This window comes from Rufibacter sp. JT3400010 (assembly GCF_054956755.1).
Window position 1 is genome coordinate 35,721 of record NZ_JBUDXA010000024.1, and the last position, 25,042, is coordinate 60,762.

The following is a 25,042-nucleotide window of genomic DNA, read 5'->3' on the forward strand; positions in this document are numbered from 1 at the left end:
CCAATACTATATGAAAATACTCTTACAGTTAAAAAAAACTAAGATTTTCAAGAGCTCTCTGTGGAGATACTTCTTGTTGCTTCTAGTTTGTCTGGCAGGCAAAAACGGAGTAGCAGCCGGTGCAAACCTTTGCTTTACATTCCCTTCCCTCATTCAGCAGGACACGACAGGTTCAGGAGTGATAGTTGGTTTGTTGCTGGATACAAACGAGAAACCGATTATTGGGGCTGAGGTAAGCGTGAAAGATAAAACCTCCACTGTTATAACAGATAACATGGGGGTGTTTAAAGTCAATGCAGCCAAAGATGATGTACTAGTTTTTAAACTAGGGGGCAATATCATTGCGCAGCATACTTTGAAGTCAGACCTAACCCCTACGGTTGTAGTAAGTTCAAAAGCCCCAGGCGTAAATGATCGTCTTAGTGTTAATCTGTTGAATAACATAAAGACAGATCCACGGCTAACGGCCACATCAACAGATGTAGTGTACACAGATGATTTGGTGAAGTCTAACGTGACAAGTGTTAGAAATGCTTTAACCGGTCGTTTAGCAGGTCTTTACACAGTGCAAAGTTCAGGTATGCCAGGTGCAGATGCCGTTAGCACTTCCCTAAGAGGACAAGATCCATTGGTAATCATTGATGGTATTCCGCGTAACCTTACCGTCTTTGATTTAGAAGAGATTGAATCTGTGACGGTATTAAAAGATGCCCTTTCTACCGCCATGCTGGGGGTGAGAAGTTCCAACGGGGCACTTCTTATTACAACCCGCAAAGGTTTTGAAGGAAAGCAGCGCATTTCCTTTACAGCCCAAACAGCTATCCAGCAGCCCTTGAAAATGGCCCAAACCCTGGGCTCCTATGATTATGCCAGGCTCTATAACGAAGCAAGGCAGAACGACGGTTTAGCCCCTACCTATACTCCAGAGCAACTGGAAGGATACCGCACCGGCTCTAATCCTTACCTGTACCCTAATGTGAACTGGCAAAAAGAGGTAATGAGAAAATCTTCCAGATTTGATCGGTACACCTTGAATGTGAGCGGAGGAGGCAAGACGGCCAAGTATTTTGTGGCTCTAGAGCATTTTAACCAAACCGGTATCTTTAAGTCTGCCCCAGACTCAAATGATTATGAGACTAACAACTACCTGAAAAGCTATGTCATCAGGTCAAACGTAGACATTAATATCACAGATAGGTTGTCGGCGGGTATTTATTTGCTGGGCCGTATCATGGATGGCAATGAACCGGCGGGCGGTGGTATCAGTTTGAGAACTAACGGCATTTTCGGCTCCATCCTAAACACGCCGAGTCTTGCGTACCCGGTGTACAATCCTAACGGGACCTTGGCGGGTAACCAGCAATTCCAGAACAACATTCTGGCGCAGGTACTTTACAACGGAAACTACCAAAACTACAAGCGCGATATCTTGTCTGACTTCTACCTGAGAAGAGACCTGGATGATGTGGTAAAAGGTATGTGGATCAGAGGTACGGCGTCTTTCAGTTCTACCCTTTCTGAAACCCATGACCGCTGGCGGCCATTTGTTGTATATGAAGGCTTTAATCTGGGCACCGCACAGGAGCGTTACCAGCGCTATGGTAACCCAGGTAACCAGGTAAACAACACCTTTATTGATTATCAGGGAAGACAGAATTATTTTGAACTTGCGCTAGGCTATGAACGCCAGTTTGGGAATCATGGCGTTAATGCTACGCTTTTGGGAAACAGAGACAATTCAGTAAGTGGCCTGGGAAGCGGAAACAGTAACAACGTTACAGGTGCGCAGAGAATCACACTTCCCTTGGTTTTCTCCGGTGTTTCAGGGAGAGTTGCCTATGATTACAAAAAGAAATATGTGGCTGAACTAGCCTTTGGGTACAATGGCTCAAATCGCTATCCAGAAGGTACAAGACGTGGTTTCTTCCCGGCAGCAGGGCTTGCCTATAATATTTCTGAGGAAGATTTCCTGAAGAACGTTGGTTGGTTGAGTTTCCTTAAACTGTCAGGTTCAGTTGGCCAGACCGGCTGGGATGAGCCTGGGTACTTCAATTTCAACCAATACTATTTTGATGCGGCAGCTTACCCCTTTGGTACTTCCCCTAGTAACCAGACAACATTAGCGGAGCAGCAATTGGCAAACCCCAACATTACCTGGGAGAAAGCCATCAAGTACAACTTCGGAATCCAGAGCCGCTTCCTCAATGACCAGTTAAGTCTTAATGTAGAGTATTTCAGAAACAGCTATTCTGATCTAATGATGCAAAGAGGCCGTAACTCTGCTCTAATTGGAAATTCATATCCAAATGAGAACATTGGAAGGAACAGGTACAATGGAGTAGAGATGCAACTCTCCTGGCAGCAAACCCTTGGCGGTGTATTCAATTACTACATCTCAGCAAATGCCAGTAGTCTGAAATCAGAAGTTATCTACCAAGATGAAGTTTTCCGGCAATATGATTGGATGAGTCGTACTGGGCAGCAAGTTGGTCAGCGGTTCGGTTACATTGCCGAAGGTTTTTTCCAGACAAACGAAGAAGCTCAGAATAGCCCAACCATCATTGGGTATGCGCCAAGAGCCGGTGATATCAAGTACAGAGACTTGAACAGCGATGGCGTTATTGACCAGTTTGACCAAACGGCCATCGGAAACACCAAGCCTTTGTTCTACTATGGAATTGACCTGGGCTTCAACTTCAAAGGGTTTGACTTCAGCGCCCTTATCCAAGGGGTACAGAACAGAGACCTGTACCTGAGCGGCCCAGATGAGTGGGAGTTCCAGAATGGTGGCTTTGGGCAGGCATACCAGCATCATTTGGGTCGTTGGACTCCAGAGACTGCTGCTACGGCAACTTACCCCAGATTATCAATTGGTTCTAATATCAACAACCAGGCTGTTTCCTCTTTCTGGGTACGCTCAGGTGAATACATGCGCTTGAAAAACATGGAGGTGGGGTACACCTTGCCAGCCAACGTTGCAGGAAAGGTGAGACTACAATCCATCAGAGTGTTTGCAAATGGATTGAACCTGTTCACTAAAACAGATTTGGATAGAAGAGATCCAGAAGTAGGTCCTGGCACTTACCCAATTCAGCGTGTCATGAACATGGGGGTAAATATCAAGCTTTAAAATTAGACTCAAGATGAAGAAGATATTCAGATATGCTCTTTTTGCAACCGTGCTAAGCGTCTTCAGCTCATGTGAGGACCCGGAAACTACTCCATTACAGCGTGTCACGGCTGATTACATGTGGGATCCGAACGACTTAAATGGTCAGCTTCCGCAATGGTTTTTATTCAATTTATACAATTACCTGCCAGAAGGATTTAACCGCGTTAGTGGTGACTTCCTGGATGCAGCTTCTGGTGACGCTATTCCTTCAAGGGTCAACATGCCGGTAGAAAACTATACCAACGGCAGGGTAAGTGTTTTGAACAACCCAGATCCTTATTGGGGAAATAGCTACAGTGGCATACGTGGGGTAAATATTTTTCTGGCCAATATAGATAACATTAAGTCAGATGCAGTAAGCGCTCCATCCAGAATTCCGTGGAAGTCTGAAGCCAGATTTATTAGGGCAATGCTGTACTTTGAACTGCTCAAGCGCTACGGTGGAGTTCCTTTAATAGGAGACAAGGTGTTCACCCTAGAGGATGACCTCCAACTGCCACGTAATACCTTTGAGGAAGTAGTAAACTACATTGCTGCCGAATGTGATGCTATCAAAGCAGATTTACGACTGGAAACAGCCATCCCTGCTGGGGAGTGGGGCAGAATCTCAAAAGGGGCACCTATTGCCTTGAAGTGCCGGTTGTTTTTGTATGCTGCCAGCCCATTATTTAATGGAGGTGGGTTAGCCACCAATGCAGAATTAAAGGCATTAACGGGTTACCCAACGTATGAAGCGAACCGTTGGAACCGGGTAATTGCCGCCGCAGAAGAGCTGAAAGCCCTAAATTACTATGCCTTAAACACCTCTTTCTCTGGATTCTTTACCACTAAAAAGAATAATGAGGTTATCCTGCAAAAGCAACGCGGCAACACCTCTGATCTAGAGCAGCTCAACTCTCCGGTTGGTTATCAAGGGCAAGTAACCAGTAACGGCCGTACTAGTCCTACCCAAAACCTTGTAAATGCTTTCACAGACATAAATGGTTTGCCAATCACAGATCCCGCAACTGTTTACAAAGCAAATGATCCCTATACAAACAGAGATCCTCGTTTTGCGGCCACTATTTTCTACAATGGTACTAGATGGCTTAGCCGAGCGGTGGAGACATTTGATGGGGGGCGTGATAGACCTGGGGGGATAGCAGTGCAGACCAGAACTGGTTATTACCTGCGCAAATTCATGGCAGATTTCACCAACAGTACAGTTTTCTCTAATCAGAGTCACAACTACAATATTTTCAGATACGCTGAAATATTATTGAATAATGCCGAGGCTTTAAATGAAGTAGGCAGAGTGGAAGACGCAGTAACTGAAATTATAGCTATCAGAAAGCGGGCTGGAATCAGGGCAGGTGCAAATAACAGATATGGGATAAAGGCCGGAATAACTCAGAACGAAATGAGAGGCCTTATCAAGAATGAAAGAAGGGTGGAGCTTGCCTTTGAGGAACACCGCTTCTGGGACATCCGGCGTTGGAAAGATGCCGAAACTGTTCTGAATGGTCCGGTGCAAGGGGTAAGAATCACTAAAAACGCCAATAACACCTTTTCTTACAGCTATGAGAATGTAGCCAATTTAGTGTTCACGCCTAGATTGTACCACATGCCGCTTCCTTATGATGAAGTCACTAAAAATTTGCGTCTGTTACAAAATTCAGGATGGTAATCTTTAACCGAGCATTATGAAAAGAATTTTATACAATATAATACTTGCCTTACTTTTTGTAAGTCATGCTGTGATTGCCCAGAACAAAACCATCAATGGCAAAATCACAGATAAATCAGGTGCTTTGCCGGGCGCATCCATAGTGGAAAAAGGCCAGGTTACCAATGGGACCATGACAGATGTGAATGGTAATTTCTCACTGGCCTTAAAAGGGAATAGCCAGACGCTGGTGGTAAGCATGATTGGCTATTTAACAAGAGAAGTAAGCGTTGCAGGTCAGACATCCGTGACAATACAACTTCAGGAAGATGCGAAAGCGATAGATGAAGTGGTGGTGGTAGGGTATGGTGAACAGAAAAAAGTTACCATGACCGGGGCGGTGAGCATGGTCTCTGGGGAGGCCATCAGGGAGAACCCTTCTGCGAGTTTACAGAACTCATTGGTTGGTAAAATGCCGGGCTTCTTCTCTCAGCAACAGTCTGGCAGACCCGGCGGAGACGGTGCCGATTTCTATATCAGAGGTATTAGTTCCTACAACGGGAATAACCAGCCGTTGATTATTGTGGATGATATAGAGTTTACGTATGAGCAGTTCTCGCGGCTTGACGCGAATGAAATTGAGAGCGTCAGTATCCTGAAAGACGCTTCCACTACTGCCGTTTACGGTATCAAAGGAGCCAACGGTGTTTTGTTGGTGACCACCAGAAGAGGAGAAGTAGGTAAACCAAAAATTAGTGTCCGTACTGAGTACAGCATGCAGCAGCCGGCTATGTTTCCTGAGTTTTTAGGAGCCTATGAAAGTGCATTGCTGCATAACCAAGCCCGCAAAAACGATGCAGAATTTAACAAGACTACGTACACTCCTGCTTTTTCAGATGAAGCAGTAGAAGCATTCCGGACTGGTTCCAATCCTTACTATTATCCTGATGTAAACTGGAAAGAAGTTTTATTCAAAGACTATGCCACGCAGTCCAGAACTAACCTTGATGTTTCAGGCGGTACTGAGAAGGTAAGATATTTCGTGTCAATGGGGTATTTAGATCAGGGAGGTATGCTTAAGAACTTCGGTGAAGGATCTGGGGTGAATAACTCCTATTATCACAGGAGAGTCAACTATCGTTCCAACCTCGACATTGCCGTCAACAAAGACCTTTCCCTTAGATTAGACTTGTATGGCAATATTGGAGAGATAAACAACCCGGTAATGCCAAATACTCAGTGGGGCTATAATGATCCCTTCTATGAATATAGCAGTTATCTCTCCCTGTCCCCATACGCACACCCAACTTATAATCCAGATGGAAGCATTGCCTACAGGTTAGGTTTGCACCCAGGAAGGTATGAAGGGCCAAACAGTATCATTGCCAGGCTCACTTATGGAGGCTATTCCAGGAACCACGAAAATAACATGAACCTTGTGGGTAGCGCTAACTACAAGCTCGGCTTCATCACGGAAGGTCTGTCCTTCAAGGGAACGCTTTCCTATGCCAGTACCTATGGATACACCCGTAGTATGACGCGTAGCACCTTCCCAACTTATATATGGGATCCAACAACAGACACTTATACTTCTTACCCTAATAGGACATACCGGCTACAGCGCTTCTTTGATGATTACAATGCTGGCGGAACTACCCGTGTGCTTACCCTACAAGCAATCCTTAATTATGACAGAACCTTTGGAGACCACCACGTGTATGGGTTGGCTCTGATGAACCAGAGCAGTGATATAAGAGGTGGCAGAAGGGGAGATTTGAATTATAAGCCTATTGGCTTCAAGGGCTTTACAGGGCGTGTGGGGTATGACTACAAAGACAAGTACCTCTTTCAATTGAATGCTGGCTACAACGGCTCCCCACTTTTCTCCAGTGCCAATCGGTTCGGCTTCTTCCCAGCAGTTTCAGCCGGCTGGAATATCTCTGAAGAACCCTTCTTCAAAGACAACATCGGGTTTATTGATTTCCTGAAAGTGAGAGGTTCTTATGGCTTAGTGGGTAATGATAGACTGGGTTCCGGCTTCTCTTACTATTATGAGCAGGTATATAACAATGAAGGAAGCGCTTCTTTTGGTACCCAGCACAATAATTACGGTGGTATTGATGAAGGGGCTCTGCCCAACTTTGATGTAACCTGGGAGAAAGAGAAGAAATTTGACGTGGGTATGGAGCTTCGGTTTGCCAAAGACAGGCTTACTGCCACCGTTGATTACTTCAGAAATGAACGTTATGATATTTTAACTTATAGATCTGGTTCAGAAGGAACTGTTTCAGATGTATTTGGGCAGACTTCTCCTCCTTTTAACTTAGGGCGGGTGGAGAACAAAGGATATGAGCTTGAGGTAATTTGGCGCGATAACATAGGTAAGGATTTCTCCTACAATCTTCGCGCTATGTATTCGGTGGCCAATAACAAGATTCTATTCAGAGATGAGCCCCAGGCTGCCTTCCCGTATCAGCGGCGTACCGGTAACAACATTAACACCCAGATTGCTTATGTGTGGTCCGGCACATTCTATGAAAGTGTTGAGGATATCGCTAATAGCCCTAGGGTAGAGATTGGAACCGCCAGACCAGGGGATTTGAAATACGTGGATATGAACAGCGACGGGGTGATCAATGCCTTTGACAGAGCTTATGTAGGCAATCCCGCAAACGTACCGCCTACTACTTTCGCCTTTGAGTTTGGTTTCGGCTACAAGGGTTTTAGCGTGAAATCAATGTTCCAGGGATCTAAGGACTTCAACGTGGGCGGGGTAGCTGAAAATATCCAGTTTTTGGGTTCTAACATGCAAGAGATCTTTCAACATGCCTGGACTCCCGAGTTGGGGAATAATGCCCAGTATCCTGTTTTATCAGAAAACATGGGCATCAGCACACCAAGAGGTAGCACTGTATCTACCTTCTGGTTTATCCCAGGAGACTATATTCGCTGGAGAACTGCTGAAATCAGCTATACCTTGCCGCAATCCTTTGTGCAACGTTTAAAATTGCAGAGCATCAGAATTTATGCGACAGGTAACAATTTAATGACCTGGTCAAAGATCAAGGATATCTACCAGATGGACCCTGAAATTGCAAGTGGAAGAGACAGGATCACCTACCCACCACAGCGCATTATGAACTTGGGATTGTCCGTAACATTTTAAAGAATTTGAATTGACATGAAAAAGTTACTTTTATTGATCTTACTGGGTGCGGCTTTTACCTCCTGTGATATGAACGGGGATGACTTTCTTGGTCCTCAGAGCACCGGAGCTATATCTGAAGAAATGGTATTTACGGACAGTATCCGGACTACTGCTTTCTTAACCAGAATCTATGATGAAGTAGGGTATGGCTTCAATTTCGGCTCCTTTGATTCACACGGAAATTTGAACCAACCTACAGATGATGCTGAATATTCATTGAGTGGTAGCAGCCAGGCGGCGGTGATGCTCTATTCGGGGACCGTCAACCCATCTACGTATGCTACCACAGGTTTATTCAATAACTTCTGGGGTATGCCTTATGCCAATATTAGAAGGGTCAACTTATTGATCGCGAATATTGACAGATCACCTTTGAGTGCTTCTACCAAGAAGAGAATGTTGGGTGAGGCTAGATTCTTGCGTGCCTGGTATTACCATACCCTTGTGAAAGCCTATGGAGGGGTTCCAATAGTAGGTGACCAGGTATTTGCCGGAACAGATATGATTAATTTGCCTCGTAACACCTATGAAGAATGTGTGAACTACATGGTTTCTGAATTAGATGCAGCGGCAGGCATGTTGGATGCAACGTTAGCTGAGCAATTCTACGGTAGAGCAGATAAAGGAGCTTGCCTTGCTCTTAAATCCAGAGTTCTGTTGTTTGCGGCTAGCCCCTTGTTCAATGGTGGATCTACCGCTACAAACCCTGAAGTGGCAAAAGTAGTCAGTTACCCCACGTATGAAGTTTCCCGTTGGCAGAAGGCTGCCCAAGCGGCTGAGGAGGTGATCAACATGGGACGGTACTCTTTAAATGAGGACAACACCACAGCACCAGGGTATGGATTTTATGAAGTATTTCTGCTGCGGGTAAATGATGAGTACATCTTTGCCAGACACCGGCCAGGAAACAGAGACGTGGAAGGCCATTTCTTTCCTTCCACCAGAGGAGGGGCAAGGTACACCATGCCAACCCAAAACCTAGTGGATGCCTTCCCTATGGCAAACGGGAGGTCCATCACTGATCCTGCCTCGGGTTACAGTGAGACAAACCCTTATGTGAACCGCGACCCAAGATTCAACTACTCCATTATTTACAATGGATCTGAGGTGTATCTAGCTAGTGCAAGTAGACTGCAGCCTGTTTATACCTATGAGAAGGCTCCAAATGATGGTTTTGGAAACGGAACTACGACAGGGTACTACAGCCGGAAGATGGCCGATGTAAACTCCAATGCTAACACGGAAAGAGGATGGCCGCTTATGCGCTACGCTGAGATTTTGTTGAACTACGCTGAAGCCATTAATGAAACCGGCCAGACTGCTCTAGCCTACCCTAAGTTGGTTGAGCTACGCAGGAGAGCCGGAATACAGCCAGGTACTGATAACTTGTACGGCCTTAAAGCTAATATGACCGTAGCGGAAATGCGGACGGTCATCCATAACGAAAGAAGAATTGAGCTGGCGTTTGAGTCGCATCGGTTCTGGGATTTGCGTCGCTGGAAAACTTTGGAGTCCCTATACACCAATGGAGCGAGGCAAAATCAAGTGATGAGAATCGTTAAATCTGGTGATCCAAATACAGTGAAAGCGGGGGATACTTATACCTATAACCGGCAACTGTCTATTCGTACCCACGCTTTCAGACCGGCATTGTATCTGTTCCCAGTTCCTCAAACGGAGCTTAATAAGATGCCGAATTTGCTGCAAAACCCTGGTTACTGATAAGCACAGGAAAAATAGCTTTGATTTAAGAGTTGATTTTTGAAGAACATAAAGTTGTATCTGGGCCAAAAAGTAAACTTGGTTTAGAGGAAGTACTACCAATATCAACTCCATTTTGCGTCTTTGAGTTTACTCACATCTATGGCGCGGAAGTAACTGGTATTGCTATAAAAAGCTCACACCGTCCTTCCAAGGTGTAAACTGTCGCGGGTACCTGATAATGCTTTTAAAAAGAGGCATTGAGGGTGCCCGCTACTTTTATTTAGATGATAGATTCTAAAAACATTAAAACAACCAAGTTGATGAGAACTAAATTATTGATGCTTGCCTGCTACTTTGTGTTTGGACTGGTGCTTACAGGATGGGCACAAAAGAAGAACCCAGCCAAAGCAAATGATAGAAAAGTGTGGCTGAACCAGATGGATAAAGTGGTGCGTCCGGTGTTGTCTAACCTGGCAGAAGATAAGCTAAAGGAGAAGATGCCGGTACAGCTATCCAATAGAATAGATAACAAAAGCTCCCGGGAGAAGGTGTCCTATCTGGAGGCTTTTGGCCGGGTTATGAGCGGCATAGGTCCGTGGTTGAATCTGGAAGGCGGGTCAAAGGAGGAGGTAGCCCTTCGCAACCAGTACCGGCAGTGGGCACTGAAGGCTGTGGCCAATTCGGTAAACCCAGCGGCAAAGGATTACATGCAGTGGAATGGAGGTCAGCCTTTGGTAGATGCCTCCTTTTTGGCGTTGGGCCTGGTGCGTTGCCCGTGGCTGTGGGAGAACCTGGAGAACCCGGTAAAAGAACAGGTGATTACCGCTTTCAAAACCACGCGGGGTACGGTGCCAGTTTTCTCCAACTGGGTTCTTTTCACAGGCATGATAGAAACGTTCTTTTGCCAATACGGTCTAGACTATGATGCAGTGCGCATTGAATATGGGGTTAGAGAGTTTGCCAACCACTGGTATGTAGGCGATGGCTTGTATTCAGACGGCATGAACTTCGCTCTGGACTACTACAACAGTTATGTGATCCAACCTTATCTGGCTACCATTGTGAGCGTGGTCAACAACAAGCGGAAAACGTACAATTGGTATGCACCCAATCTGCTGAAAATAACCCAGCGCTATGCAGAGATTCAGGAGCGCCTCATCCACACAGATGGAAGTTTCCCCGTGCTGGGCCGTTCCATTGCCTACAGAGGCGGAGCTTTCCATCACTTAGCTGACATGGCATTGCGGAAGCAGTTGCCAGAATCCCTTACTCCGGGGCAGGTGAGAAGTGCGTTAACTTCTGTGTTGAACAAAACCCTGGAGGCACCCACCACTTTCACAAAAGAGGGTTGGTTGAATATAGGTTTGTATGGTCTTCAGCCCGACGTAGCAGATTTCTATATCACCACGGGTAGTCTCTACCTCTGTGCCACCATCTTTTTACCACTCGGTTTACCAGAATCTGACTCTTTTTGGTCTGCTCCCGCAGCTCCCTGGACAGCCGTGAAAGCCTGGAGTGGGCAAGCGGTAAAGGGGGATCATGCCTTGGAGATCAAGTAAGTAGTTGGGGTAAGTCCATTACTTCCACGTAGAAATAATTTGCCTAGAGACATGGTAGCCATCAGTAGTTGACCGTTATTAAGAATAGGTCTTACTGTTTTAAGCTTATTTTTGTAAAAACGGCCTTCAAACAGAGGGGGACATACTTAGATAGGCAATTCGAAAAGAGCTTGCAGAACATAGATTTTATAGCAAACTTCCTCTTTCTAAGAACAAGCTTTTATTTCAGCTAGGGAGTGAGGCGATGTTTATATGAGGTATGTTTAGGTTTGATAAAGTTTTGATAAAGTAAGGAGAGGAACGAGGAGTTGAGAAGCGGGTTTAAAAACAACCTCAGGTTTAACAAGGTTTGCTTGGCTTTGAGGTCTCGCATAGTGCACCTGAGCCTCCTGTTAGGAGTAGCCATTACTTTGACCTCATTTCTCCCAAACCAGCCCGGAAACATCATCAGGCAGTTTGGCGTGGAAGAAGGCATGTCTCTGGGGATTGTAAACAGTATCAGCCAGGGCAGAAGAGGTTTGATGTGGTTTGCAACAGAAGATGGACTGAACCGGTTTGATGGCTATTCCTTCAAGGTTTTCAAATATGATCCGGCTAGGAAGAACAGCTTAACCGGGAACTTCATTCAAAAGGTATTTACAGATTCCAGGGGAGTGGTTTGGGTGTCATCCAGGCATGGTTTAAACCGCTATATTGTACAGGGAGAGGGATTTTTCCATTACAGTTACAATCCTAAAGTAAAGGGTTCCATCGCGGGAGATGACATAAGTGACATTGTAGAGTCTAAATCAGGGAACTTGTGGGTGGCATCCTACAGAGCCGGTATTTCTTATTACAATAGAGAAAAAGATCAATTTAAGGCGTACCGCAGGAAGGATCTGCCAAATCTAGCAAGCGACAAAATTGTCAGTTTGCTAGAAGACAGCCGCGGATGGCTTTGGATTGGCACGCAGGATGCCGGCGTTCAGGTGTACCAATCCAAAGCAGGTGTTCTCCAGAGCAAAGTTCCTCTCCCGCTAGCCCAAGCCTTGTCTACGGCCAAAGTCTCCACCATTTATGAAGACCGGTCTGGCAACATTTGGCTGGGTACAAACAGAGGCCTCTTCCTGTATTCAAAAAGCGAGAAAAGATGTATCCCATTCTCTGGTAAAAGGTACTTCAAGGCAAGCAACATTGTTCTTTCTATTCTTGAGGATAGCAAAGGAATGTTGTGGGTTGGGCTGCAGGACGGAGGTGCCTACCAATTAGATCTGCGGCATCTGACTAAAGGACAGCCGGAGAATGTCACCTTTAAGGAGGTGCAGGGGAAAGATGGCAGCTTGCTTACCAAACGTTCGGTACAGGCTCTGTTTGAAGACAGGGATCAGAATATATGGGTAGGTACCTACGGCGATGGTACCATTATGGTAGCCAATGAAAAAAACAAATTCATAAAATTCCATCCTTCACCCAGCCCGGTTACAAAATCACCTCCTACAGAACTTCGCTATTATGGCCTCTGCACTGATCAAGACGGCAACTTCTGGCTGGGTACTGACGGCGATGGAATTTTTAAATGCAACAAAACCGGGGAAGTACTTAGCCATTATACTAGTTCTCAGGCCGGGAAAGGGCTAAGCGATGATGCCATTCTGAGTGCTTTAAATGATTCCAGGCAAAACCTGTGGTTCGGATCCTACTCCAAGGGATTATTCATGTATAAAAAGGAGACAGATTCTTTCCTGAATTTCCAGCATGATCCCGCAAAAGCCAATTCTCTGGGCGGCAATGATGTACGGGCTCTTTTTGAAGATTCCAACCATAACCTATGGGTAGGAACCAATGGTGGTGGTTTAAGCCTGCTCAATTCTCAAGACCAAACTTTCAAAAATTTCAATTCAGCTAACACTGGCCTTACGTCTAATGATGTAAGAGCTTTAGCGGAGGACAAAACGGGCAGGCTGTGGATTGGCACCTACGGCGGTGGGTTGAATTGCTTTTTACCTGCTACGCGCAGCTTCAAAAAGTACACGTATGCAATCAGCAGTGAGCGAAATCCTTCCAGCGAAGTAGTCTTGGCTCTTTTTGTTGATCAGAACCAAAATCTATGGATTGGGACCGAGGAAGATGGCTTGTTTAGGTACAACCTTGCCACCAACAAGATACAACAATACAGAGAACAGGACGGCTTAGCCAATAATACCGTTTACGCGATTAAATCAGATGTGATAGGGAACATTTGGGTAAGTACCAACCGGGGCCTGACCAGAATTGACGTCCAATCTGGAAAGCTTTATAACTACGGCCTGGCCGATGGCTTGCAAAGCGGAAAGTTCAATCCAGGATCTGTGCTGGTGGACAAAGGGGAAGGGCTTTTGGGTTTTGGGGGTACCAAAGGGTTGAATTTGTTCTACCCCGGTCAGATCAAGGAAACAGTTTCTACGCCCAAGGTTCTTATAACCGGATTACAGCTTTTCAACAAGGCGGGCAGCCCGAAGGAACTGGAGCAGTTAATTGTAGAAAATCAAACCCTAACTCTACGGCCAGGCCAGTCCGTTTTCATGGTTGAGTTTGGTGCCCTGGATTATGCGCACCCCACCAAGAACAATTATGCCTATAAACTGGAGGGCTTTGACAAAGAATGGAACTACGTGGGGCAACAACGCTCGGCCACCTACCGGTATCTAAGTCCGGGAACATATACGTTTCAGGTGAAGGCCTCCAATCAGATGAATGTCTGGGAAGATGAGTTTACCTCTCTGAAAGTAGTGGTGCTACCGCCGTTTTGGAGAACATCCTGGGCTTATGGCCTGTACTTGATCTTGGCAATAGCATTGGGGTACTGGATTTATAGTATTGTGGCCCGGCAAAGGAAACTCAGGCGAAAGTTACTGGTGGCAAAAGCCCAAAGCCGGAAAGAACGGCGGGTAGCAAGGGAAAGATTGAGCTTCTTCACGGAAGTATCGCATGAGTTTAGAACCCCGCTCACGTTAATGCTAGGCCCCTTGGAAGACCTGATCAATAAGGAAAGCTCCCAAGAGGCCGGTAAAAAACTGCACATGGTTTACCGCAATGCTCATAAACTCCTGGCCCTTATCAATAAACTACTAGACTACCGAAAAGCCGAAGCGGGTAGCCTGATTTTGAAGGTGCAGGAGGAAGACCTTGTAAGCTTTGTGAAGGAAACTTACATCTCCTTTCAGGAGCTGGCCGCCCAAAAACAAATTGATTATAGATTAGACGTTCCCAAGGCTCCGGTACTGGTGTGGTTTGACCGTGAAAAACTAGAGATGGTCTTAAGTAACCTTCTTTCTAATGCCTTCAAGTATTTAGGGCAAGGCAACTGCATTACGGTATCGCTTGCAGTAGGAGACTCGGCACAAGATCAAGGTTTTGCCACTGTGGAGGTGAAAGATAATGGGAGGGGCGTTCCTGTGAACAAGCAGAAACACATCTTTGATTGGTTTTTCCAGGGAGACCCCGTCACCCCTATGAGTTCTGGGTTAGGCTTGGCCCTTGCCAAAAGGCTGGTGTTGCTGCACAAAGGACACATCTTTGTCCAGAGTGAAGAAGGCGCCGGCGCTACCTTTGGGTTTAAGATTCCGCTAGGAACGGAGCACGTAGATGTTTCTACCATGGTCAGTAAAGAGACTACCTCTTTATTGCCAGAAAGCAAGCCAGAATACGCTTCTCTGCCAGACGATTTTGACTTAGTTCAGGAAAATCACCCTAAAAAAGGTCAGCGTAAAATACTGGTGGTGGAAGACGAAGAAGACATCAGAAAACTTCTGAAATACTATCTGGGTGAACACTTCCACATCTTAGAAGCTTCTAACGGCAAAGAGGGGTTGGAACTGGCGTTGGCGCATCATCCTAACATCATCATCAGCGACGTGAAAATGCCCGTGATGGATGGAATAGAACTGTGCCGTAAACTGAAGGCGAACATCAAAACCAGTCATATTCCGGTGGTACTTCTTACGGCCAAAACCGCCTTTGCCCACCAGAAAGAGGGTCTTGATACCGGGGCAGATGCCTATTTAACCAAACCCTTCAGCCCAGAGCTATTACAGCTTAAGATAAAGAACTTGTTAGAGGCGCAGGAAAAGCTCAAAAAATTCTACCTCAACCTGTTCAACATCAACAGCCCTCAGCCCGAAAAGGAATCCAGTACTTTAGATGAGCAGTTCCTGAAAAGGATTTATGAGATCTTGAAAGAGAACCTGCATAATCCCGAGTTCAACGTAAATGACTTAACAGTGGCCTTGAATATGAGCCGCTCGCTCGCTTATAAAAAAATCAAACTGCTGACCGGGGCCTCTCCCGTGGAGTACCTGCGCACCCTCAGGCTGCAAGAGTCGGCCAAACTCTTGAAGACCGGGAAGTACAAAGTGTTTGAAGTAGCTTGTATGGTGGGCTTCAATGATGATAAGTACTTCAGGCAGTGTTTCTCCAAAGAGTTTGGCTGTACCCCTTCTGAATTTGCAAAAACAGCAGATGTGTACTGATTATCAAGTGTGTTTTTAATAAAAATACACATATACCCCTGTTTATATAACAGTTTAACACCCCTGTATAAAGGACGAATACGGTTTCTTTGACATAGAAAAGCAATACAGCGGGAGCACTGCTAACTAGGTTCGCAGGTGTCAACCACGCTGGTCTGCAATTCATAAATCCGCTTAAGGAATTGTCAAACTAACCCATTCTTCCAAATGCAACACACATTACTTAAAACAAAGAGGTACCTCTTGGTTCTGCCTCTACTGCTCTTTCAGGTGGCGGTGGTCTGGGCACAAGGCCATACTGTAAAAGGCAAGGTGACCGATGAGACCGGTTCAGGTATACCAGGCGTCACAGTATTGCTCAAGGGAACCACAACTGCCGCCCCCACAGATGCAGACGGTTCTTACACCATCCAGACTCCTTCTGGGGAGGGAACGCTCGTTTTCTCCTTTATCAGCTATGAAACGCAGGAAGTAGCCATTGGGAACCGGACAACTATCAATGTTACCTTGAAGACAGATGCCAAGACCTTGGATGAGGTAGTGGTAGTGGGCTACGGCGTGCAAAAGAAGGCTACTGTAACGGGTTCTATTTCTGAAGTACAAGGGGCAGCACTCAATAAAAGCCCTCAGCCAAATGTTTCTAACGCACTGGCAGGCCGTGTTTCTGGCGTGGTCATCAACAACAGGGGTGGTGAGCCCGGGTTTGATGGAGCGGAAGTTAGAGTAAGGGGGCTGGCCACCACCGGCAACAATGATGTTTTGGTAGTAGTAGACGGAGTTCCCGGTCAGATTGGAGGCTTAGACCGAATAGATCCCAATGACATTGAAAGTATCACGGTTTTGAAAGACGCTTCGGCGGCGGTTTACGGAAACCGGGCTGCAAACGGGGTAATATTAGTGACCACCAAAAGAGGAACCACGGGCAAGCCTATGGTTTCTTACAGCTACAACCAGGGTTTTTCCTCCCCAACCCGGTTACCTAAGTTCGCAGATGCCGCTACGTATGCGTCTATCCTCAATGAGATTGACTATTATAACAACACCGCCGGCGGGTTGAACCAACGCTACACTCCTCAAGAGATAGAACTTTTCAGAAACGGTTCAGATCCTTTAAACTACCCTAACACCAATTGGCTGGATGAAGTACTGGATCCTTTCGCTCTGCAAAACAGACAGAGTTTATCCGTAAACGGAGGAACTGAGAATGTAAAGTACTTTGCCTCATTGGGTACCCTGTATCAGGATGCCCTTTACAAGGAAGGAGCTACCAAGTATAATCAATACAATTTCAGAACCAATCTGGATGCTAACATCACTGACCGGTTCAGTATTGGTTTGTCTTTGGCCGGTAGACAGGAAAACAGACAATACCCCCAGTTTGGGGCAGGTGGAATCTTCTGGCAAACTTACCGCGCGTATCCTTTCATTCCGGCCCGTTACCCTAATGGCTTGCCTTCCCAAGGGGTGGAAGGAGGAATTAACCCGGTCATGATTGTGACCGATGCCGCAGGTTTAAACAAGAACCAACGTCTCATCTTCAACGGAATCCTGAGAGCCCGCTATGACCTTCCGTTTATGGAAGGACTTTCCATTGACGGATTCTACTCAGTAGACAGAGGTCAGAGCTTTACAAAATCCTTTGTGAAACCTTATCTGGTGTATTCCTATGAAGGCAATGATACCTACAATCCTATCACAGTGGGAGAGCCTAAAGCTTCTCTGTTCCAAGCTCAGGAGAACACAGATCTGGTTACGGCAAACATCAAGTTGAATTTTGAGCGCCATTTTGGCGAACACGGCATCAATGCCTTTGTGGGTTATGAGCAAAGCAAAAACAGTCTGGAACATTTGGAAGCCGGAAGAAGAAACTTCCCTACCATCCTGACTCCGGAATTGTCTCAAGGCGGCACCGGGCCAAATGACAGAAGCAACGCTGGCTGGAGCTGGGTGTTTGCCAGAAGAAGTTACCTGGGCCGGGTTGCCTATAATTACAAAGAGAAGTACCTGGCGGAATTGCAGATGCGGGCCGATGGTTCCGCTAACTTCCCTAAAGACAGCCGTTGGGGTTATTTCCCGGGTGTTTCTGTAGGCTGGAGAATCTCTGAGGAAGGTTGGTTTAAGAACAGCCTGCCTTTCATGAACGAGTTGAAGCTTAGAGCTTCTTATGGTGAGTTGGGGAATGATAACGTAGGTTCCAACCAATTCATGAACAACTATACCTTTGACAACCGCTATGTCATTGGTGGAGAGGTGTACCCAGGCCTGAACCTAGTGAAATTGGCAAACCCTAACATTACCTGGGAGGTTGCCCAGAAAACAGATGTAGGCGTAAGCGGTATCTTCCTTGACAATTTCAATTTTGAGTTTATCTATTTCCAGCAGAAACGGAAAGACATTCTTGCCAACCGTAACGCTTCGGTACCAAACATAACCGGTATTGTCAATCCTTGGGGTTCAGATGCGCTGGTGCCTTCTGAGAACATTGGCCAGGTAAACAATAACGGGATAGAGGCCACCCTGGGCTTTGACAAAAGTGCGGGTGACTTCAGGTACAATATCTCTGGAAACATCACTTATGCCAAAAATAAGATTGTATTCGTAGATGAGGCGCCTAGTATCCTTGAGTATCAGAGACAGACCGGCGGGCCTTTGAATACCTACTTACTGTACCGCTCTATTGGAATCTTCCGGACTCAGGAAGATTTAGACAAGTACCCGCATCCATCTGGAGCCAAACTTGGGGATTTGATCTATGAAGATTACAACCAGGATGGCAAGATATCGGCAGATGACCAGGTAAGAACTGATCTGGGAAATATTCCACAAATCACGTACGGTTTGAACCTGGGTGCTCAGTACAAAGCATTCGACTTTTCTATCCTGTTCCAGGGACAAGCTAAAGTGAGACAGTATGTGTTGCCAGATGTAGGATTAAGCGGAAACTTCTTCAGCACTTGGGCAGACAACAGATGGAGTCCAACCAATCAGAACGGATCATACCCACGGGTAGATACTCGTACAGGTTCTGCTGTGAGTGGAGGTCTTTTCCCAAGCGACTTCTGGTTGTATAACACCGCTTTCCTGAGAATCAAGAACATTGAGCTAGGGTATAACTTGCCTTCTACCTTACTATCCAAAATCAAGATTCAAGGGGTAAGGGTGTATGCCAATGCCTTCAACCTGGCCACTTTCACCAAAGTGAAGGATTTTGACCCCGAAACCAGTTCAGGAAATGCGCAATTCTATCCGCAGCAAAGGATCATTAACCTTGGGGTAAATGTCAAATTCTAATTACAGTAATAGTATGAAACTAAAAATATTTACGGCTTTTGCCTTAGGATTGGCAATGAGCTTAACCTCATGTAAAGAAGATTTCCTGGAAGTGACTCCTACAGACAGGGTATCTGATGAAGCCATTACGGGAGACTCCGTGCTCTTTGAGTCTTTCGTGATCAATCGCTATCTGGGAGCCAGATTACAGGACAAAGAAGCAGATGGAGCGCCTCCAGGCTTTGGAAGAGGCTGGGAGTATGCTTTATGGTCTTCCCTAACAGATGAATCCATCTACCGCAGCGATGACAACACCTGGTTGGTGCAGCGCGGGCAGCTTGCCCCTGAAAATACGGGCATCACTGTTTCTTTATGGGGTAGAAGTTACCGGAGCATAAGAGAAGTGAATTATGCCTTAGCCAATATAGAAAAGGTGCCCATGAGCCAGTCGCACAAGAACTTGCTTGTAGCTGAGCTGAAGTTTATAAGGGCTTTCCGGTACCATGATCTTATCCGGAACTATGGACAAGTAGTGTTAGTAGGAGACAAGGTAGCGCAATTAGGTGAAGATTTCACTGATCCGGCCCTTTTTCAACGAGCTACCATTCAGGAAGGAATTGCCTATGCTACTGCTGAACTAGAGACTGCCGCCGCCGCTTTACCTTCCAGTAACAGTTCTAGCTGGCAGAAAGGAAGAGCAACCAAAGGTGCTGCTTTAGCGCTTAGATCAAGGCTTCTGCTTTATGGCGCCAGCCCACTCTACAAACAGAATGGAAGTACAGTTACCTGGCAACAGGCAGCGCAAGCCGCTAAACAGGTAATGGACTTGGATCTATATCGCATAGATCCGCAGTACGCCAACATGTTTATCGCTGAGGAAGGAAACAGCCCTGAAATCATCTTTGCCCGGTATTATAATCTCAATTCGCGGCATACTGCCCTGGAGATTGCCAACGGACCAAATGGCTATGATGGTTGGGGCGGGAATGCTCCATTGCAAAATCTGGTAGATGCGTATGAAATGTCTAATGGTAAGATGATTTCAGACCCAACCTCGGGGTATAATGCCCAGAATCCTTATGTGAACAGAGACCCTCGCTTTTATGCTACCATCCTGTACAATGGAGCACAGTACAGAGGGAGAGCCGTTGAGACCTTTATCCCCGGTGGTAAGGACAGCAAGGATGGACCATCTAACTGGAATACCTCCCAGACCGGCTATTACCTCAAGAAGTTCATGGATGAAACAAACCCTATTCAGAACCCCTGGAACGTGGCCGGCAGACAACCCTGGATTTATTTCCGCTTTGCGGAGATCTTGCTGAACTACGCCGAGGCACAGAATGAAGCGGTTGGGCCAGATGCTACCGTCTATGCGGCCGTTAACCTGATTCGTCAGCGGCAGAGTGTAAATATGCCAGCCCTTCCTGCGGGACTTACCCAAGCCGAGATGCGGCAGCGCATCCGTAATGAAAGGCAGGTTGAGTTAGCTTTTGAAGAGCATCGTTTTTATGATGTACGCCGCTGGTTGATAGCGGAACAAACAGAGAACGTGCCGGCCTACGGGATGGAGATAACCAAGCAGGGAACCAACTTTGTCTATGCTCGGAAGGTAGCCCTGGAAGGGCGGCACTTTGAAACGAAGCACTACTGGCTGCCTATTCCAAGGGCAGAGATTCAGGCCACTGGAGGTAAGTTAGAACAAAACCCAGGATATTAAACCTTTGAGTAATTAGGCTCCCATGGCGCACGTGAGCAATGCCATGGGAGCTTTTGCTTTCATAGTCACCTTATATGAACTCAATTATGCGAAGAGTGCTGCCCCGGGTTTTAAAAGCGCCTGCTTTAGTTTGGCCTTTTTTATTCATCAATCTTTTCACGTTGTCTGGGTGTGCCGATGATGGTTCTGGTGATGATAAGGGAAATGCCCCTTCTACAACTCCGGCTCATAATATAACGGCCACCATAGATGTCTCTAAAAAATTTCAGAAGATAGACAACTTCGCTGCGTCAGACGCCTGGTCTTGCCAGTTTGTGGGAAATTGGCCCGAAAACAAAAAGAACGCCATTGCAGATCTTCTGTTTAGTACTGAGTTAGATGCCAGCGGTCAACCAAAAGGTATAGGTCTGTCTTTATGGCGGTTTAACATTGGGGCGGGTAGTGCCCAACAGGGTGAACAAAGCGGGATCAAGGATGAGTGGCGGCGCGCCGAATCTTTTTTGGACAGTGACGGTAGCTATAACTGGCAGCGGCAAGCCGGACAGATTTGGTTCCTGAAAGCGGCCAAGGCAAGGGGCGTACGGGAGTTTCTTGCGTTTCCTAACAGCCCTACGGTTAACCTTACCACTAATGGAAAAGCCTTTGCCTCCAACGGTACCCCCAATCTTGTCCCCAATCGGTATGAAGCATTTTCTGATTACCTGGCAGATGTGCTCCAGGGCTTGGAGCGGGTGCATGGCATTACCATGGATTATATTAGTCCGGTGAATGAGCCCCAATGGGATTGGAGCGATGGTGGACAGGAAGGAACACCTTTCATGAATGCAGACATCGCGGGGATTGTGCGGGCTTTAAATACCTCGCTTGCCAGAAGGAACTTGCCTACTAAGATTGACATAGCAGAAGCTGGCAAAATTGACTATCTCTACCAAGAGGGAGATAAGCCCAACCGAGGAAACCAGATTGACGCCTTTTTCTCCAAAAGCTCCCCCCATTACTTGGCAGACCTGCCCCATGTAAGCAAAGTGATTTCCGGGCACAGCTACTTTACAACATCACCCTATGATCAGGCAGTAGCCGGCCGGAAGCAATTGGCAGATAAAGTGGCGACTGTGCCCGGTCTGGAGTTCTGGCAGTCTGAGTACTGTATTCTAGGCGATAATAGTGGCGAAATAGACGGGAACAAGCGTGCCTTAGGCATTGACCCCGCCATTTACCTGGCCCGCGTCATTCATAATGACCTGGTGGTAGCCAATGCTACTGCCTGGCAATGGTGGTTGGCCATCTCGCCCTACAACTACAAAGACGGTTTGGTGTACATAGACCAAAACAAAACCGACGGCAATTACTATGAGAGTAAGATGCTGTGGGCCTTGGGCAACTATAGCCGCTTTATTCGTCCCGGAGCAGAGCGCGTAGATCTTCAGGTTACGGGGAATCAAAAAGCTGAAAATGATGCTTTCCTGGCTTCGGCTTATCTAGATTCAGACCAGAAGAAGCTGATTGTGGTCGCTATCAACTCTAGCATTTCTCCTGTCAAATTGAACATGGAACTGAAGGGAGCAACCATCAGCCATATAAAGTCTTATGTCACCTCAGAAAAGGAAAGTTTGACGCCAGGCAATAGCATGGAAGAAACCAATGAGATGTCCGTAGCCCCCAGGTCAATCATCACCTTAGTGGCTGACGTACAGCCTTAAGCAAGATTGATGGGTTTTGAGCCTCCTTTCTGGAAATAAAAGCTAAAACAGACTTTCATGTAGAGTCTGAAAATCAAGAAGTGAATTTGGTTTGAAAGTATCATTTTACATCTACTATAAATGAAAAATAAACTTTTACTGATCCTGCTAACCGCGCTGCTGGCCAGCTATGCACAACAAGCATCGGCGCAAAAAACACGCACAAAATTGCTTTTCAATGACAATTGGAAATTCCACAAAGGCGAGGTCGCGAAGGCTGAAGCGGTCAACTTCTCTGATCAGGGATGGCGGAGTTTAGACTTACCCCATGACTGGAGCATTGAAGGCCCTTTCAGTCAGGAATGGGCGAGTGCCACTGGTTACTTGCCGGGCGGCATAGGTTGGTACAGAAAGACCTTCAAAGTAGCCCCCGAGCAACAGAACAAACAGCTCTTTCTGTATTTTGATGGTGTGTATAAGAACAGTGAAGTTTGGATTAATGGCCAGCCACTAGGCAAAAGACCCAATGGTTTTACTCCGTTCCAATACGAGATTACCAAACACCTGAATAAAACAGGAAATAACGTGGTAGCCGTGAAAGTAGATCATAGCCAGTTTGCTGATTCTAGGTGGTATACAGGATCGGGCATTAACCGGAACGTCTATCTCATTTCTACTGAACCAGTGCATGTGAGTTTATGGGGAGTGGCTTTTACCACGCCAGAAGTTTCAGCTTCTCAGGCACTGTCCAATGTGAAAGTCTCTGTAACCAATGACTCCCAAAAAGCGACCAATGTTCAGGTTAAAACAGAATTGCTTGATCAACAGGGCAAGGTAGTCAGCCAGGCCCAGAAGCAGGTTCAGGTGGTAGAAGGAAAGGAAGCGGAAGCCGCTTTGTCTTTTCAGGTGAAGAGTCCGAAGTTGTGGTCAGTGGAGCAGCCCACTTTATATCAGTTAAGGGTTTCCTTGCTGGTAAACGGCAAAAAAACAGATGAAGTAATAGAATCTGTAGGTTTCAGAAGCTTTGTTTTTGATGCGAACAAAGGCTTTTCTCTGAACGGGAAAAGCATGAAGCTAAAAGGTGTCTGCATTCATGATGATGCAGGAGCTTTAGGAACAGCGGTGCCGGAGGAAGTTTGGGAAAGAAGGCTTATTACTCTGAAAGAAGCAGGCTGTAATTCCATCCGGATGAGCCACAATCCGCACGCCGATTACGTCTATGACTTATGCGACAAGCTAGGCTTTTTGGTGCAGGACGAAGCCTTTGATGAATGGGAAACCGGTAAAAACAAATGGATTGCAGGCTGGAACGTGGGCACTCCGGGCAAAGACGGCTACCACGAGCACTTCAAAGAGTGGGCAGACCGGGACTTAGCTGATATGATTTTGCGTAACCGGAACCGTCCTTCCATTATCATGTGGAGCATTGGCAACGAGATAGATTATCCCAATGATCCTTACTCCCATGAAGTACTCAGTACAGGAAATAACCCACAAATCTATGGCAAAGGATATCAGCCCAATAACCCACCTGCCAGCCGTTTAAGTGAGTTGTCAAGGCATTTGGTAGAAGTGGCGAAGAAATATGATACCTCTCGGCCTATTACAGCGGCTTTGGCCGGGGTGGTGATGTCTAACTTCACGGATTACCCCAAAGTGCTGGATATAGTAGGGTACAATTACCAGGAGCACCGTTACCCCGAGGATCATGCTAAATACCCTGAGCGCATCATTTATGGCAGTGAAAACGGCATGCGCCTCAATGCCTGGGCCGCCGTAGACACCAATGCCTACATCTCGGCGCAGTACCTCTGGACTGGCATTGACTACATGGGCGAGGCGGGTAAATGGCCAAGCCGCAGCAACGGAGCCGGTTTGTTGGATTTGGCTGGGTTCAAGAAGCCAGAGTATTTCTTTCGGCAAAGCCTTTGGTCAAGCAAACCTATGGTGTACATAGGAACTTCTGAGGTGCCGAAACAAGAGGATAGAGGCATCTGGAGTCATAGAAGAGCAGACCCCAACTGGAATTGGAAAGCCAATGATAGCGTACGGGTGAGCTGTTTTACCAACGGTGACGAAGCTGAACTCTTCTTGAATGGCAAATCATTGGGCAGGAAGTCTTTGGCCCAGGCCAGCCAACGCGCCCTCTATTGGGATATGGTGTATGCGCCTGGCGAACTCATGGCCAAGGCGTACAAGAATGGAAAAGAAGTAAGCCGCCATGTATTAAAGACAGCATCTGAGCCAGTTGCTATCAGGGCCATGGTGGATAAGAAGTCTTTGAGAAAGAAAGGGCTTGCCCACGTGGAGATAAACGTAGTGGATAAAAACGGAAACCTGGTGTACGGCGCCGAAAATGAAATCACCGTCACAGTAGATGGCCCAGCCGAACTCATAGGCATGGAAAACGGAAGCCATACCAGTCATGATGACTACAAGGCGGCAAAACGAAAAGTGCTGCGCGGCAAGTTATTGGCTTACCTGCAGGCAACCCAAAATACCGGGAAGGTGAAAGTGACCATCCAGTCTCCGGGGCTTACGCCTCAGGTGCTTGATCTTTCGATTCTATAAACGCGCCCACATTATAAAATAGCCTAG

10 protein-coding genes are annotated in these 25,042 nt (G+C 46.5%); all 10 read left to right on the forward strand.

Going from position 1 to position 25,042, the window contains the following annotated elements; genetic code table 11:
- Window positions 1-10: 10 nt before the first annotated feature.
- Complete coding sequence (locus ACY0JR_RS17930; protein ID WP_462635533.1) at window positions 11-3,130, forward strand: SusC/RagA family TonB-linked outer membrane protein; 3,120 nt, start codon at window positions 11-13, stop codon at window positions 3,128-3,130.
- Window positions 3,131-3,143: 13 nt separating this feature from the next.
- Window positions 3,144-4,838 (forward strand): RagB/SusD family nutrient uptake outer membrane protein, encoded by a 1,695-nt coding sequence (locus ACY0JR_RS17935; protein WP_462635534.1) that lies wholly within the window; start codon window positions 3,144-3,146, stop codon window positions 4,836-4,838.
- Window positions 4,839-4,854: 16 nt separating this feature from the next.
- Window positions 4,855-7,983 carry a SusC/RagA family TonB-linked outer membrane protein gene (locus ACY0JR_RS17940; protein ID WP_462635535.1) on the forward strand — a complete coding sequence of 1,043 codons (3,129 nt, stop codon included), beginning with the start codon at window positions 4,855-4,857 and terminating at the stop codon, window positions 7,981-7,983.
- A gap of 15 nt (window positions 7,984-7,998) precedes the next feature.
- A complete protein-coding gene (locus tag ACY0JR_RS17945) occupies window positions 7,999-9,747 on the forward strand; it encodes a RagB/SusD family nutrient uptake outer membrane protein (protein ID WP_462635536.1) in 1,749 nt (582 codons plus the stop codon).
- Window positions 9,748-10,049: 302 nt separating this feature from the next.
- The gene (locus ACY0JR_RS17950; RefSeq protein ID WP_462635537.1) at window positions 10,050-11,288 is read left to right on the forward strand and encodes a DUF2264 domain-containing protein; all 1,239 of its coding nucleotides are present in this window, start codon (window positions 10,050-10,052) and stop codon (window positions 11,286-11,288) included.
- Between the two features lie 410 nt (window positions 11,289-11,698).
- Entirely contained in the window at window positions 11,699-15,775 is a 4,077-nt protein-coding gene (locus ACY0JR_RS17955; protein ID WP_462635538.1) for a hybrid sensor histidine kinase/response regulator transcription factor, read from the forward strand.
- A gap of 207 nt (window positions 15,776-15,982) precedes the next feature.
- Window positions 15,983-19,066 carry a SusC/RagA family TonB-linked outer membrane protein gene (locus tag ACY0JR_RS17960; RefSeq protein WP_462635539.1) on the forward strand — a complete coding sequence of 1,028 codons (3,084 nt, stop codon included), beginning with the start codon at window positions 15,983-15,985 and terminating at the stop codon, window positions 19,064-19,066.
- Window positions 19,067-19,079: 13 nt separating this feature from the next.
- Window positions 19,080-20,765, forward strand: a complete 1,686-nt coding sequence (locus ACY0JR_RS17965) for a RagB/SusD family nutrient uptake outer membrane protein (protein ID WP_462635540.1) — start codon at window positions 19,080-19,082, stop codon at window positions 20,763-20,765.
- Window positions 20,766-20,839: 74 nt separating this feature from the next.
- Entirely contained in the window at window positions 20,840-22,465 is a 1,626-nt protein-coding gene (locus tag ACY0JR_RS17970; RefSeq protein WP_462635541.1) for a glycoside hydrolase, read from the forward strand.
- A 120-nt stretch (window positions 22,466-22,585) separates the two neighbouring features.
- A complete protein-coding gene (locus tag ACY0JR_RS17975; RefSeq protein ID WP_462635542.1) occupies window positions 22,586-25,015 on the forward strand; it encodes a sugar-binding domain-containing protein in 2,430 nt (809 codons plus the stop codon).
- Window positions 25,016-25,042 lie beyond the last annotated feature (27 nt).